General features: G+C 66.8%; 14 protein-coding genes. 6 read left to right on the top strand and 8 right to left on the bottom strand.

Annotated features, from left to right (window positions below; translation table 11 throughout):
- The first annotated feature begins 17 nt into the window (after window positions 1-17).
- Window positions 18-725 carry a FadR/GntR family transcriptional regulator gene (locus ACW4E8_RS13340; protein WP_013958017.1) on the top strand — a complete coding sequence of 236 codons (708 nt, stop codon included), beginning with the start codon at window positions 18-20 and terminating at the stop codon, window positions 723-725.
- Window positions 726-737: 12 nt separating this feature from the next.
- Here ACW4E8_RS13340 and ACW4E8_RS13335 read toward each other — a convergent pair whose 3' ends face one another.
- Together ACW4E8_RS13335 and ACW4E8_RS13330 are read right to left on the bottom strand one after the other, a co-directional pair.
- Window positions 738-2240: a methyl-accepting chemotaxis protein gene (locus tag ACW4E8_RS13335; RefSeq protein WP_456804941.1), complete on the bottom strand. Its 1503-nt coding sequence runs from the start codon at window positions 2238-2240 to the stop codon at window positions 738-740.
- A 241-nt stretch (window positions 2241-2481) separates the two neighbouring features.
- Window positions 2482-3474 carry a Bug family tripartite tricarboxylate transporter substrate binding protein gene (locus ACW4E8_RS13330; RefSeq protein WP_456804940.1) on the bottom strand — a complete coding sequence of 331 codons (993 nt, stop codon included), beginning with the start codon at window positions 3472-3474 and terminating at the stop codon, window positions 2482-2484.
- 283 nt (window positions 3475-3757) lie between these two features.
- On the opposite strand from ACW4E8_RS13330, the gene ACW4E8_RS13325 reads away from it, so the two are divergent.
- Complete coding sequence (locus ACW4E8_RS13325; RefSeq protein WP_013958014.1) at window positions 3758-4201, top strand: thioesterase family protein; 444 nt, start codon at window positions 3758-3760, stop codon at window positions 4199-4201.
- A 55-nt stretch (window positions 4202-4256) separates the two neighbouring features.
- Here ACW4E8_RS13325 and ACW4E8_RS13320 read toward each other — a convergent pair whose 3' ends face one another.
- Both ACW4E8_RS13320 and ACW4E8_RS13315 read right to left on the bottom strand, forming a co-directional pair.
- Complete coding sequence (locus ACW4E8_RS13320; RefSeq protein ID WP_456804939.1) at window positions 4257-5156, bottom strand: recombination-associated protein RdgC; 900 nt, start codon at window positions 5154-5156, stop codon at window positions 4257-4259.
- A gap of 108 nt (window positions 5157-5264) precedes the next feature.
- Window positions 5265-5843 (bottom strand): BPSL1445 family SYLF domain-containing lipoprotein, encoded by a 579-nt coding sequence (locus ACW4E8_RS13315; protein WP_456804938.1) that lies wholly within the window; start codon window positions 5841-5843, stop codon window positions 5265-5267.
- A 203-nt stretch (window positions 5844-6046) separates the two neighbouring features.
- On the opposite strand from ACW4E8_RS13315, the gene ACW4E8_RS13310 reads away from it, so the two are divergent.
- Window positions 6047-6469 (top strand): hypothetical protein, encoded by a 423-nt coding sequence (locus ACW4E8_RS13310; protein ID WP_456804937.1) that lies wholly within the window; start codon window positions 6047-6049, stop codon window positions 6467-6469.
- 22 nt (window positions 6470-6491) lie between these two features.
- Here ACW4E8_RS13310 and ACW4E8_RS13305 read toward each other — a convergent pair whose 3' ends face one another.
- The 3 genes from ACW4E8_RS13305 to ACW4E8_RS13295 all read right to left on the bottom strand — a co-directional run bounded on the left by ACW4E8_RS13305 (window position 6492) and on the right by ACW4E8_RS13295 (window position 9416).
- Window positions 6492-7325 (bottom strand): aldo/keto reductase, encoded by an 834-nt coding sequence (locus ACW4E8_RS13305; RefSeq protein WP_456804936.1) that lies wholly within the window; start codon window positions 7323-7325, stop codon window positions 6492-6494.
- Window positions 7326-7427: 102 nt separating this feature from the next.
- Window positions 7428-8819, bottom strand: a complete 1392-nt coding sequence (locus tag ACW4E8_RS13300; protein ID WP_456804935.1) for a GntP family permease — start codon at window positions 8817-8819, stop codon at window positions 7428-7430.
- 204 nt (window positions 8820-9023) lie between these two features.
- Window positions 9024-9416, bottom strand: a complete 393-nt coding sequence (locus ACW4E8_RS13295; RefSeq protein ID WP_456804934.1) for a tautomerase family protein — start codon at window positions 9414-9416, stop codon at window positions 9024-9026.
- Between the two features lie 130 nt (window positions 9417-9546).
- On the opposite strand from ACW4E8_RS13295, the gene ACW4E8_RS13290 reads away from it, so the two are divergent.
- Window positions 9547-10425, top strand: coding sequence for a LysR family transcriptional regulator (locus ACW4E8_RS13290; RefSeq protein ID WP_456804933.1), 879 nt, complete (start codon window positions 9547-9549; stop codon window positions 10423-10425).
- Between the two features lie 179 nt (window positions 10426-10604).
- Window positions 10605-12710, top strand: coding sequence for a TonB-dependent receptor (locus ACW4E8_RS13285; protein WP_456804932.1), 2106 nt, complete (start codon window positions 10605-10607; stop codon window positions 12708-12710).
- Between the two features lie 135 nt (window positions 12711-12845).
- Here ACW4E8_RS13285 and ACW4E8_RS13280 read toward each other — a convergent pair whose 3' ends face one another.
- The gene (locus tag ACW4E8_RS13280; RefSeq protein ID WP_456804931.1) at window positions 12846-13310 is read right to left on the bottom strand and encodes a DUF2147 domain-containing protein; all 465 of its coding nucleotides are present in this window, start codon (window positions 13308-13310) and stop codon (window positions 12846-12848) included.
- Here ACW4E8_RS13280 and ACW4E8_RS13275 point away from each other — a divergent pair.
- Window positions 13299-13562, top strand: coding sequence for a hypothetical protein (locus ACW4E8_RS13275; protein ID WP_456804930.1), 264 nt, complete (start codon window positions 13299-13301; stop codon window positions 13560-13562). The two genes, ACW4E8_RS13280 and ACW4E8_RS13275, sit on opposite strands and share 12 nt — an antisense overlap.
- The last annotated feature ends 41 nt before the right edge of the window (window positions 13563-13603 follow it).

The following is a 13603-nucleotide window of genomic DNA, read 5'->3' as shown; positions in this document are numbered from 1 at the left end:
TGGTCACCCCCTCACGCATGACAGGATCTTCCACCTCCGTCGCCAACCAGGCTGTCAGCCTTATCCAGCAATGGGTGCGCGACGGCACGTTCCCCGCGGGCACGCTGCTGCCGGCGCAGCGGGAGCTGGCGGAGAAGGTCGGCATCAGCCGCGCGTCATTGCGTGAGGCAATCTCTACCTTGCAGGGGATGGGCGTGGTGGTGTCGCGCCCGGGCAAGGGCGTCTACGTGACGGCCGCCGGCGACAGCGCCGCGGCCACGCCGCCCTGGCGTTTTGCGGCCACGCATTCGCTGATCGATATCTACCAGCTGCGCTTTGCGCTGGAAGGGCTGACCGCACGGCTGGCCGCGCTGGCCATCTCCGAGAACGAGATCGAGCAGCTGCGCCAGAACGCGGCCACGATGCAGCGCGCGATCGAGGCTGACGCGTATGACGAAGCGTCGCAGCTCGACTACGAGTTCCACACGCTGATCGTCACGGTGTCCGGCAACCAGGTCATCCGCGAGATCCTGCGCGAAAGTGCCGAGGTGATGCGCGAGAGCCAGCGCCTGCCGTACTACCGGCGCGGCGCGCGCAATGCCACCTTCACCGAGCACAGCGCCATCATCGAGGCGCTTGCCGCGCGCCAGCCGGAGCAGGCGCAGCGCGCGATGGAGCGCCACATCATGCTGGCGGCGCGCCGTGCGGGGGTGCATTTCCCCACGGGGGACGAGAAAGAGGATTGAGGCGAGCGGGCGTTATCCCAGTCGGAACACGCCCACCGCCCGGTTCAACCCCTCCGTCTGCTCCCGCTGCACCCGCGCAGCCTCAGCGGCACTGGCCACCAACTCTGCATTCTCCTCGAATGCCGCCTGGATCTCGGCCACGCGCCGGGCCATCCCTTCAATGCCGCTGCGCTGGTTGTCGCCCAGCGTCGCCAGTTCCTCTACCAACGTGGCAAGCTTGCCGATGCTGGCCACCACCTCGTTCATCGTCTCACCGGTATGGCCGACCAGTTCCGTGCCGGCGTGCGCGCGTTCGACCGAGGTATTGATCAGCCCGCGAATCTCCTTGGCCGCCGCGCCGCAGCGGTGCGCCAGTTGGCGGACCTCGCCCGCCACCACCGCAAAGCCCTTGCCATGCTCGCCCGCGCGCGCGGCCTCCACGGCGGCGTTCAGCGCCAGGATATTGGTCTGGAAGGCAATGCTGTCGATCACGCCGATGATCTCGGTGATGCGTCCGCAGGCCTCGTTGATCTCGCCCATGGTGTGGATCACCGAAAGGATCTCGCCGCTGCCGCGCGCGACCACGGTGCTGCTGGCCCCGGCCAGTTCGCAGGCGCCGCGGGCCTGGTCGGCACTGGCGCGGGCGGCCTGGGTCAGCGCCTGCATGTCCTGCATGGTGTGCGCGACGGTGCGAGCCTGCTCGTCGGTGCGGCGGGCCACGGTGGCGCTGGTGTCGAGGATGTCACCGGCGGCATCGGCCACGGTGCCTGCGGTGTTCCGTACCTGCAGCAACGTCTGGCGTACGGTGTCCAGCGTCTTGCGGAAGGCGCGGGCGAAGTCGCTGTCCGGGTCGGTGCCGTCGGCGGTCAGCGTCAGGTAGCCGGGTTCGCGCTCGATGCCCGCGGCCAGCGTGCTCAGTTCATCGGCAGAGTGGGCATCGCGCTCCAGCCGCCACGCGATCACGCACAGCACGCCGGTCTGCACGATGACAAAGGCGGCGTGGAACAGCACCATATTGAAGCTGGGGTCGGTAAAGCAGATGGTGTTCCAGCCCCACTGCTGGAAGAAGTTGAAGCTCAGGTGATGCAACGCGATCACCGCCGCCGCCAGCAGGATCACGCGGAAGTCGCGGTAGGCCAGCAGCAGCGACAGCGTGACGAATACCAGGAAGTGGAATTCCACCTGCCCGTGCGCCTGGTGGATCAGCAGTGCGACGAAGAGCATCAGCAGCACGGCCATCGCCATCCGCGTAGCCAGGCGGGCGGGCAGGGTGACCGCCATCAGCGTGCCGAGCAGCGCCATCGGCAAGCCCAGCGTCAGCGTCAGCCCGGTCGACCCATAGTGATTGCCGACGATCAGCGACAGCAGGCCCAGCACCCACAGCATGGCCGTCATCAACTGGTCTGCGCGGCGGTGCACGCCTTGCAGCAGCGGGGTGTGCGGCGCGGCTGGCGCAGAAACGGAACTGCCCGCGGCGCGGCGGGCAGGGATGGTCGCGGACAGCCGTCCGGACAGGGCGTGGTCAGCGCTGGTCATGGTTCCCTCGCAGCGTAAGTCGAGAAGACGCTGCACCCCGTCCGCCTGAGGGCTTATTGTTCTAATGTCTTACTTTATGGTGTTGCGCGGCTGATTATATCGGCGCCTACCGATTGCGACAGGCCATGGCGCAGCCGCGCAACACTGCGGGCAAATTGCTGCAATTGAGTGATGTTCGGGGCCGGCGCCAGGCGCTACGATGTCCCGGCGCGGCGCGCGGCGCTGCTTCAGTCGCAATGCCTCAGTCCAGCCGGATATTGTTCTCCTTGATCACGTTGCCCCAGTACGCCTGATCCGCTTTGGTCGTCGCCGCGAACGCCGCCGGCTGCGTCGTCTTGACGATCAGCCCCAGCTCGGCCAGGCGCTGGCGGATGCCCGGCGCGGCCATCACGATTTCCACATCGGCCGAGATCTTGTCGACGATGGCCTGCGGCGTGCCCGCGGTGGTGAACAGGCCAAACCAGGCCGGGCCGTCCAGCCCCTTGTAGCCGAGTTCCTGGAAGGTCGGCACATCCGGCAGCATCGGCGCGCGGGTATTGCCGGTAACGGCCAGCGGCTGGAGCTTGCCGGTGCGCGCATGCTGGCGCACGGTCATTGGCGACAGCGTGCCCAGCGAGATCTGGCCGCCGATCAGGTCGGTGGCGATGGGGGCTTCGCCCTTGTACGGGACATGGACCAACTGGGCGCCCGCGCCCTTGAGGAAGACCTGCATGTAGAGATGGGCGCCGGTGCCAATGCCATAGGTGCCATAGGAATACTTGTCGGGCTGGGACTTGGCCAGGCTGACCATCTGCGGCAGCGTGCGCGGCATGGCGCTGCTGGCGGTCAGCACCAGGCTGGTGGTGCACAGCTGGCTGATGGCGGTCAGGTCGCGCAGCGGGTCGAACGGCGGTTTGGCCACCATATAGGGCGTCTGCACCAGGCTGGGCAGGGCCAGCAGCAGGGTGTAGCCGTCCGCCGGCGCCTTGGCGACCACGTCGGCGCCGATCATGCCGCCCACGCCGGGGCGGTTCTCCACGATCACCGGGCGCTGCCACAGCTTGCTGAGCGGGTCGCCCAGCGCGCGCGCCAGCACGTCGGTGGCACCGCCGGGCGGGTAGGGCACGACCAGCCGCACGGGCCGCGACGGATAAGCCTGCTGGGCCCAGGCCCGGCCAAGCCCGAGGGTAGCGGCGGTGGCGGCGAGGGAACCTGCTCCCAGCCAGTGCAGGGCTTTGCGGCGGTCGGCTTGCATCGTGTTTCCTCCAGGTGTTGACGTCGTGTCGGTGCGCGGCACAGGGCGTCAATGCGCCAGGGCCACGGCAACATGCAGCGTACGAGTCTGCGCCAGGCCGCGGCATCGGCGGGATGGACGAAAACGTTGGGGGGTACTTACCCGGATGAGGGGCGCGGCAGCCTATGCTGCAGTGCCTCAATCCGAACCGGCGCATCCCTTATGATGGGCGCCTTGCCGCCGGCCTTGCGTTTTGCCTGCCTGATCCCGTGCGGCGCCCGATCCATTTCTTGCTTGTTCCATCATGGCCCGCCTCAAACTCGACCTGCCTGCCGACCAGTTCTGCTACGCCACGCACCTGACCGTGCGCGTGACTGACATCAACTCGGCCAACCACCTTGCCAACGATTCGATGATCTCGATGATCTCCGAGGCGCGGGCGCGGTTCCTGTATGAATTCGGCAGCGAGGACGTGCGGCAGGAAGGGGTGGGCATCATCGTGACCGACCTGGCTACGATGTACCGCAACGAGGCGCATGCGCGCGACCAGCTGCAGTTCGAGGTGGGGGTGATGGACTTCAACAAGTACGGCGGCGACATCATCTTCCGCATCACGCGGCCGGCCGATGGCGCGCTGATCGCGATGGCCAAGTCGGGCTTTGTCTTCTTCGACTACGTGGGGAAGAACGTGGTGGCGATGCCGGAGGGGTTTGCCGGGCGGTTCCCGAAAGTGAACTGGGTGGAGTAACCGCCTGCGTGGCGCTGTCCTTCAACAGCGCCACGGTTCCTGCAAGAGATTCGGCTTACGCCTTGCGCTCGCCGCCCAGCGCCTCGGTGAGGTCGCTGAGCATGCCGGAGAGTTCGCCGGCCATCATGGTGAAATCGGCGTCGAAGCGCTCGTCTTCATCGTGCGCCGTGCCGTCGGCCTGTTCCTTGATCACGTCCAGCGGCGCCACCTTCTTCACCACCAGCCCGTCGGTCAGCACGAACGAGACCCGGTCGTTCCACGTCATCGCCAGGCGCGTGCAGCGCTTGCCGGCGGCGATATGGCGGCGCAGGTCTTCCGGGTCCAGGGGATGGCGCACGTAACGCACGGTGGCCTTGCTTTCCGCGCCGGACTGCAGCTCGATTTCCTGGTCGACGGTGAAGCCGCCCGGTGCCGCATCGCCGGCCAGCCATTCGGTCATGGCCGCCACCGGCGACTGGTTCACGTGCAGGTTGATCAGCGGCAGCGGATCCAGCGCCTTGAACAGCATGCCGCGCACTTCATCGGCCTTGGCCGCGGCGGCGGCGTCGATGGCAAGCCAGCCGTTGTCCGGGTCGATCCACACCCGCGTGTCGCGGCGGATGCTGAAGGCGCGCGGCAGCAGTTCTTCGGTGACCTGCTCCTTCAGTTCCTTCATTTGCTTGCGGCCTGGCTTGTAGCCTTGCTGCTCTTCGATCTCGGCGGCGCGGGCGCGCGTGACCTGGTTGACCACGGTAGTGGGCAGCAGCTTCTTCTCGGTGCGTAGCGTCAGCAGCATCTGGCGGCCGACGGTATGGACCAACTGGCCGTTGTCACGCGCCGAGGCCCAGCCCTGGGTCTGCATTTCGAGGCTGGTACCGGGGAAGAAGGCGTGCTTCGCCAGGCTGGCTTCAACCTCGTCGGCGCTCAGCGACCACGGGGCGGAGAAACGATGGACCTGCAGATTCTTGAACCACATGGGAATTCGGCCAAAGGGACGAATTCTATCCGTTCGCGGCGCGCGGCCGCGAAAAATAAGGGCGCCGCGCGGCACGCAGGCCACGCGGCGGTCACCGGAAGCCCGCCCTTACAGGTCGAGCTTGGTGATCTTGCTGCCCTCGAGGCTCAGGCCCGCCATCAGGCCCACATTGGTCATGACGAAGCCGACGATGGGTTGCTGGGCGGTGTTGGTGTCCAGCACGCCGCTGGCGCCAACCGTTGCCACGGCTACGGTGGCGTCGACGCCCGCGGTCCAGCCTTCGCTGCGCACGAACTTGTCGTAGGCGTCCTGCGTCAGGAACATCAGGATCACGGACTTGGACTGCGCACCGATCTGCCAGCCGACCGAGCCGGAGACCAGGCGGTAATAACCGCGCGTGGCGCCGCCTGAGCGCAGGGAACCGTCGCCATACTCGCCACCGACGATAAAGCCGGCCGACAGCGTCTTCGGGAACACCAGGATGCCGCGCGCGCGGTTGCCCAGCTCGCGCGAGCCCTGGACCGAGCTGTACAGGCGCGACAGCGCGCCGTCCACGCCGGAGTCCAGCTCACGCCGGCGCGCGGCCTTGTCGCTGGGGGCGTCGGGCTTGGTGGTGGTGCAGGCACCCAGGGCCAGGCTGCCGAGGGCCAGACCCGCGCTGGCCGAAAGGAAGGTTCGACGTTTCATCTCGTCTCCTTTGTGTTGTTGTCGCCTTTGAAGCATAGGCGCCGGAAGCACCCGGACAAATACCGGACCGCGCAGAGACGTTTCCATTTGTGACGAAGGTGGTGCCGGGGGGCCATTCGCGGCAAGAATAGTCAGCCTTGCGCCCGGAACGTCCCATGGCTACACATGGGGTAGCCAATGCGCCGTGACAGCATCAACCAGCCATGAAAAAACTCCTGACCGCCCTGCCGCTGGCCTTCCTGGCCGCGTGCGCTTCACATCCTTCGGGTTCTTCCAATGACGCCGGCGCCGCGGGTGCCGGATCGCAGTCGGCCCTCGACAGCAGCGGCTGGCAGGCGTTGCGCGCCAAATACATGGATTGCGCCCAGAAGAAGGCCAACGAGAACCTGTCGGCCAAGGGCCAGCCCAAGGACGTGGCCAACCTGGCGCTGGCCGCGTGCGAGCCTGAACTGGACGCCATGCATGATTCCTTCCGCACCTACCTGGATGCGCAGATGTCGTCGTCGCACGGCAAGAGCAGCGCCCGCCAGGCAGCGGCGCGCGTGACCACCGACACCCGCGAGAAGGCGCGCAGCTACCTGGTGCGCTACGTCGAGCGCGAGCGCTACGTGGCCCGCGTGCCCTGAGGGCACGCGCACGGCAGCCTGGTCAGAGCATTTCCAGCGGGCCCGGGCCGTCGGGCGGCGGGAAAATGCGGTCGAGCTCGGCCAGCTGGGCGGCCGACAGCGTATGCGACAGCGCGCCCAGGTTTTCCTGCAGGCGCTCGCGCCGGCCGGTCTTGGGGATGGCGATGACGCCGTCCTGCGCCAGCAGCCAGGCCAGCGCCGCCTGTGCCGCCGTCATGCCGTGGTCGCGCGCAAAGCGCTTCAGCCCGGGGTTGCCCAACAGGCGTGACTGCTCGATCGGCGAATAGGCCATTACCGGCACGCCACGCTGGCGCAGCCACGGCAGCAGGTCCCACTCGATCCCGCGCCGGCCCAGGTTGTACAGCAGCTGGTTGGTGGCCAGCCGGTCGCCGCCCGGCGCGTCCCACAACTCCTGCAGATCGGACAGGTCCAGGTTGCTCACGCCCCAGCGGCGGATCTTGCCGTCGCGCTGCAGCGACTCCATGGCCTGCACGGTCTCTTCCAGCGGCACGCCGCCGCGCCAGTGCAATAAATAGAGGTCGATGCGGTCGGTGCGCAGCCGCTTCAGGCTGCGCTCGCAGGCCTGCACGGTGCCGCGCCGGCTGGCGTTGAAGGGATAGACCTTGCTGACGAGGAAGGCCTCGTCGCGGCGCCCGGCGATGGCCTCGCCGATCATCTCTTCGGACTGGCCCTCGCCATACATCTCGGCGGTATCGATCAGCCGCAGGCCAAGGTCCAGGCCCAGGCGCAGCGTGGCGATTTCTTCGGCGCGCGCGGCGCGCGACTCGCCCATATTCCACGTTCCCATGCCGAGCGCCGGGACGCGCTCGCCGTCGGGCAGGGTGACTTGCTTCATGATGTGTTGGCTTCCTGATTTGCCAGGCGGGGTGCCCGGCGGCACCCAACCACACTAGTTAACAACACCTGGAATGTACAAGCCGCGTGGGCCGGGATTGCTTCAGACCAGTCCGGTCAGAAAATACACCGCGATGACGAAGAACACCGCGGCAGTCTTAATCAGTGTGACGGCGAAGATATCGCGGTAGGACTCGCGGTGGGTCAGGCCGGTCACCGCCAGCAGCGTGATCACGGCGCCGTTGTGCGGCAGGGTGTCCATGCCGCCGCTGGCCATCGACACCACCCGGTGCAGTACTTCCAGCGGGATCTGCATGGCCTGCGCACCCGCGATAAAGGTCTGCGACATCGCCGCCAGCGCAATGCTCATGCCGCCGGAGGCGGAGCCGGTGATGCCGGCCAGCGTGCTGACCGAGACCGCGGCATTGACCAGCGGGTTGGGGATCGCGCGCAGCGCGTCGCTGACCACCAGGAAGCCGGGCAGGGCGGCGATGACCCCGCCGAAGCCGTATTCCGATGCGGTATTCATCGACGCCAGCAGCGCGCCGCCGACGGCGCCCTTGGTGCCCTCGGCAAAGCGCTCGCGCAGGGCGCTGAAGGCGGTCACCAGCACCACGGCGATGCCCAGCAGCAGCGCGCCTTCCACTGCCCAGATCGCGGTCACGCTGGCGATCTTGGTTTCCACGGGATTGGGCAGGCCCGGCAGCGCCACGCTGTTGGAAGGGCCGTACCAGAGCGGGATCATCCGCGTCAGCCAGAAGTTGGCCACGCCCACCACCACCAGCGGCAGCAGCGCCAGCAGCGGGTGCGGCAGCTTGCCGGACTGGCTGCGCTCCGGCTCGTTGCGCAGGTTGGTGCCGTAGCCTTCGCCACGCGCGGCGGCGGCGCGGCGGCGCCATTCCAGGTAGCTCAGGCCCACCACCAGGATAAACAGCGAGCCGGCCACGCCCAGCACCGGCGCGGCCCAGGAGGTGGTGTTGAAGAAGTTGGTGGGGATGATGTTCTGGATCTGCGGTGTGCCCGGCAGCGAATCCATGGTGAACGAGAACGCGCCCAGCGCGATCGCGCCCGGCATCAGCCGCTTGGGGATGTTGCTCTGGCGGTACAGCTCGGCCGCGAACGGATAGACCGCGAACACCACCACGAACAGCGACACGCCGCCATAGGTCAGCAGCGCGCACACCGTGACGATCACCGCGTTGGCGCGCGAGCGCCCGATATAGCGGATCGCCGCGGCGACGATGGACTCGGAAAAGCCGGACAGCTCAACCACCTTGCCGAACACCGCGCCTAATAGGAATACGGGGAAATACAGCTTCACGAAGCCGACCATCTTCTCCATGAAGATGCCGGTGAACACCGGTGCGACCGCGGACGGGTCGGTCAGCAGCACCGCGCCCAGCGCGGCGATGGGCGCGAACAGGATCACGCTGTAGCCGCGGTACGCGGCGAACATCAGAAGGGCAAGGGCTGCCAGCACGATCAGAAACGACATCGGATCTCCTTCAGGGTTGCCTTGTCCTGAGGTGCGGTCCGTTTGCCGCGCGGGGGCTGGCGCTTGTGGCGCCTTGTCTCTGTCAGTCCCATCAGGAAAAGGGATCAGCCGGCGACTGTGCCACAGCTTGGCCCGCGGCGAAACCTCTGGTCTCGCCGCGGGGCACTGAGATGACAGCGGCCGGCATGAAGGAGGTGCGCTGTTTCAGCCGTGCTGGTGGCGATACTCCTGCGTGCGCCCGCCGTAGCCATAGGCCGTGGCGCGGGCGTCGATCACGTGCACGTACGACACCGGATGCAGGTTGCCCAGCAACCCCGACATGGTCTCGAACACGGCCTCGATGAACTGCGCTTTCTCCGCCTTGGTATTGGTTTCATCGGTCACGCTGATGTCCAGGTGGAAGGCGTTGCGGCCCTGCTCCGACAGCGGCACGTCGGCGATGATCCAGCTGTCGTGCGGGATGTACTGGACCGTGACGGCTATCACGTCGCGCTTCTTGCCGAGCACGCGCTCGGTCAGGTCCGCAATCGCCCTGGCGCTGCGGCGGGTGAGGGCGGCATCGGGTTGGCCGGACAGGTGCAGGACGATGTGGGGCATGGCTGGCTCCTTGGTTGTGCGCGGGTTGGTGATGCCATGGTAGGGGGTGGTGTAGTATCGGAAAAGCGGGAATATTCGATGCATACCATCGGGTTATCCGAAGTAACGCCACCCTTGCCGGAGCCTTGCCATGCGTGGATTCGAAACCGACCAGTTGCGCACCTTTGTCACGGTCGCGGACAGCGGCAGCCTGTCGGCGGCGGCGCCCAGGCTGTTCCTGTCGCAGTCCTCGGTCAGCGAGCAGCTGCGCAAGCTGGAGGAGCGCGCCGGGGTGCCGCTGCTGTCGCGCGGCCGGCATGGCGCGGTGCCGACGCCGGCAGGGGAGCGGCTGCTGGAACACGCGCGGCGCATCCTGGCGCTGAACGAGCTGGCCCTGCAGGAGCTGCGCGGCCACGCGCTGGCGGGCGAACTGCGGCTGGCCGTGACCGACTACTTCCGCCCGGGCGAGATCGCCGGCATGCTGCGGCGCCTGCGCGAGCGCTATCCGTACCTGCGGCTGCACGTGACCGTGATGAAGAGCGCGGCAATCGATGCAGCCGCGGAGATGGACGCCTTCGATATCGGCCTCAGCATGCGCCTGCCCGGCACCCGCGGGCAGGGTGCGGGCACGCGCGGCACGGTGCTGCGGCGCGAGCCGCTGGCCTGGGTCGCCGCGCCTGCCGAGGCTGACAGCCTGCCCGCGACGCTGCCGCTGGTGCTGCTGCCCGATACCTGCTCGCTGCATCAGTACGTGGTGCAGCTGCTGCTGCGCAAGCGGCTGCCGTTCGAGGTCGCGCACTCGGCATCGGGCGTCGCGGGGCTGCACCTGGCGCTGGCGGCGGGGTTGGGGATGTCGTGCCTGAACGCCTCGGCGATCGGCCCCGGCGTGGCGCCGCTGGACGCCGCCACCATCGCGCGGCTGGGCCTGCCGCGGCTGCCGGAGGCGGAGTTTTTCCTGTTGCCGGGACGGCGCGGTGAGTCAGCCTTTGTTGCCGAGGCGCGCGATGCACTTGCCGGGCAGCTGGTGTAGGGAATGCGTTGCTGAAGTTCGGGATCCAGCACAGGAATGGCGGTGCCGACTCAGACTTGTGATGAAAGCAACATATATTGACCGCGAATAGGAATAATTCGCAATCTCGTTGACCCTGACAATCCTGTAATCGATAATGCGCCCGCGTTTTCAAAACTATTACAGCCGATTACAGGGAAATGAGAATAAAACTTCACCCGATCTGTGCCGCGGTGGCGGGGAGCTTCGTATTTCAACCGATGCTGACGTGGGCCCAGGCCGCGCCAGGCGCTTCGGCGCAGTTGCCTGAGGTCACGGTCAGGGCCGATGTCAGCCGCGAGCTTGGCACCGGCTATAACCCGCCCAATGCGGTCAGCGCGACCAAGACCGAGGCGCCGCTGCGCGACATCCCGCAGACCGTCAACGTGGTCACCGCCGATGTCATGCGCGACCAGCACGCCACCTCGATGCAGGATGCGCTGAAGAACGTGCCGGGCGTGTCGTTCTCCCACGGCGATGGCCAGCGCGACCAGGTGTCGATCCGCGGCTTTTCCGCCATTGCCGACCAGTTCGTCGACGGCATCCGCGACGATGCGCTGTACTTCCGCGACATGTCCAACGTCGACCGCGTTGAAGTCATCAAGGGCCCCGCGGCGGTGCTGTACGGGCGCGGCTCGTCGGGCGGCCTGATCAACCGCGTGACCAAGAAGCCGGGCATCGACGTCACCGACTTCGCGCTGAGCTACGGCATGTGGGCCGACCGCCGCGCCGAGGCCGACGTGGGCCGTGTGTTTGCCGACGGCGCCGCCGCCTTCCGCGTGACCGGCGCGGTGGAGAAGGCCAACAGCTACCGCTCGCAGCAGTTCCTGGATCGTGCCGCCGTCGCGCCGTCCCTGGAACTGCGCATCGCGCCCGAGACTACCGTGCTGCTGCAGGCCGACTACCTGGAAGATCGCCGCGTGACGGACTTCGGCATCCCGGCCTACAAGGGGCGCCCGGTGGACGTGCCGGCCTCGCGCTACTACGGCGCGGCCAATGCGCGCGATGCCGACTATAGCCAGTCGCGTGTGTACTCGGGCACTGCCACGATCAACCATCGCTTCAACGACGACTGGTCGATCCGCAACGCCACGCGGTACTACCACTACTCGCTGGATCGCAATAACACGCTGACCAGCTCGGTCAACGAGGTGACACAGCGGCTGACGATGTCGCACTCCAACGTCTACCGCGAGGAGCACGGCTGGTTCAACCAGACGGACCTGACGCAGAAGGCGACGATCTTCGGTACGAAGCACGAAATCCTGTACGGGATGGAGATCGGTCAGCAGAACAAGGATCTGGTCAACTTTTCCAGGGCCGTGCCAGGCACCTTCGATCTGTTCAACCCGGTACTGCCGACGCTGCCGCGCCTGGTTGGCGGCACGCCTGCCACGAGCAACCTGGCTACCGCCAAGACCCTGGCGTTCTACACGCAGGACATGATCACCTTTACCGAGCAGTGGAAGGCGCTGTTCGGCGTGCGTTACGACAACTTCCAGCAGGACACCAGCCAGCGCCTGGCTGGCCAGAAGAACCTGTCGCGCACCGACAATGCCTGGAGCCCGCGTGCGGGCTTGGTCTGGCAGCCGTCGAAGGTGCAGTCGTATTACGTGTCGTGGAGCCGGTCATTCCAGCCCTCGGGTGAGACCTTCGCGCTGGCCGCCAACAACGCCGAACTGGCACCCGAGACGACCAACAATGCCGAAGTCGGTGCCAAGTATGAATGGCTCGACGGCAAGGCGAGCACGACGATTTCCGTGTTCCGGCTGGAACGGAACAATATGAAGATCGCCAATGCCACCGGCACGGCGCTGATTCCGGTTGGCGAGCAGCGCACGGACGGCGTCGAGTTGAGCGGCGCCGCGGAGCTCGGCAGCGGCTGGCGTGTGCTGGCCGGCTACGCCTACCTGGATGCAGTGGTTACCAAGTCGACCCCCTTGTTCCAGGGCAAGCGTGCCACGCTGACGCCTCGCCATTCCGGCAACGTCTGGCTGACCAAGACGCTGGGCAATGGCTTTGGCATTGGCGGCGGCCTGAATCTGGTCGGCGCCCGGATGGCCGATCAGGCCAATACCGTCACGCTGCCGGGCTATGTCACGGCGGACATGATGGCCTGGTACCGCCATGGTCCGTTCGAGGCGCAGTTGAACCTGTATAACCTGTTCAACAACAGCTACATCGTCTCGGCGCATGGTTCGAATGCCAACCTGAACATGCCGGGTGCCCCGCGCAGCGTGATGGCCACTCTGCGCTACCGGATGTAAAGCGCAGCATCGTGGACAAAAAAACCGGGCGGTTCATCACCGCCCGGTTTTTTTTCGACTGCCGTTTCTCCTTCGACTGGGACACGCAACGGCATGCCCCGGAGAAACCCTGAGCCCTGCGCCGTGCCGGCAGGGTCAGTGGTCGCGTTCCCAGGTCTGGGTGCGGCCGATCAGGCTGATGCCGATGAAGCCGCGCACGCTGAGCTTGTTGCCGTCCTCGGCCAGCGACATCTTGCTCTTGTAGACCTTGCCGTTCTCCGGGTCCAGGATCTCGCCGCCGCTCCACTCGTTGTCGCCGGTCTTGCGCAGGCCAGAGAGGATGGTCATGCCGATGACGGGCTGGTCCTTGCGTGCGTCGGTGCACTTGTCGCACACGCGCGGCTTGCCGTCGCTCTCGACGAAGGTCTTGACCAGGCGTCCGCTGAAGACGCCGTTCCTCTCGGTGATCTCCACCAGCCCGCGCGGCTTGCCGGTGTTGTCGTCGATGGTCTTCCACATGCCGCTGGGCGTGGCCTGCGCCATCGCCGCGGCGCTGCCGAGCAGGGTGGCGGCAAGCACGGCGGCGCGCAGGGTCGAAGCAAGGGGGGAATGGATGCGCATGATGTCTCCTTTGAGGTTCGTAGCCACGCCAATCTACTGGCGCCGGGGCCGCGCCGCAATCCGGCGCGGCGCGGCGCGCGCCTTTCCGCCGCCATCGCCTGCTACCCGCAAAGCCGCATGCAGCTGCCGTTTGCGGGTTATTGTGATGCAGCAAAAGGCACCGGCGGGCGGGCGCTGAAGCAATCCTCTAAGCGGACGTACGACGCGCTGCTGGCAGGGCGAGGCGAGTGGTGCGGCGAGTGGCGAGGGTGAGAGCGCGAAGACGCGAGACACGGCGCGCGCGATCCGGATCG

Source organism: Cupriavidus sp. CP313 (assembly GCF_054072015.1).
This window is presented reverse-complemented; position numbering and strand designations above follow the sequence as displayed.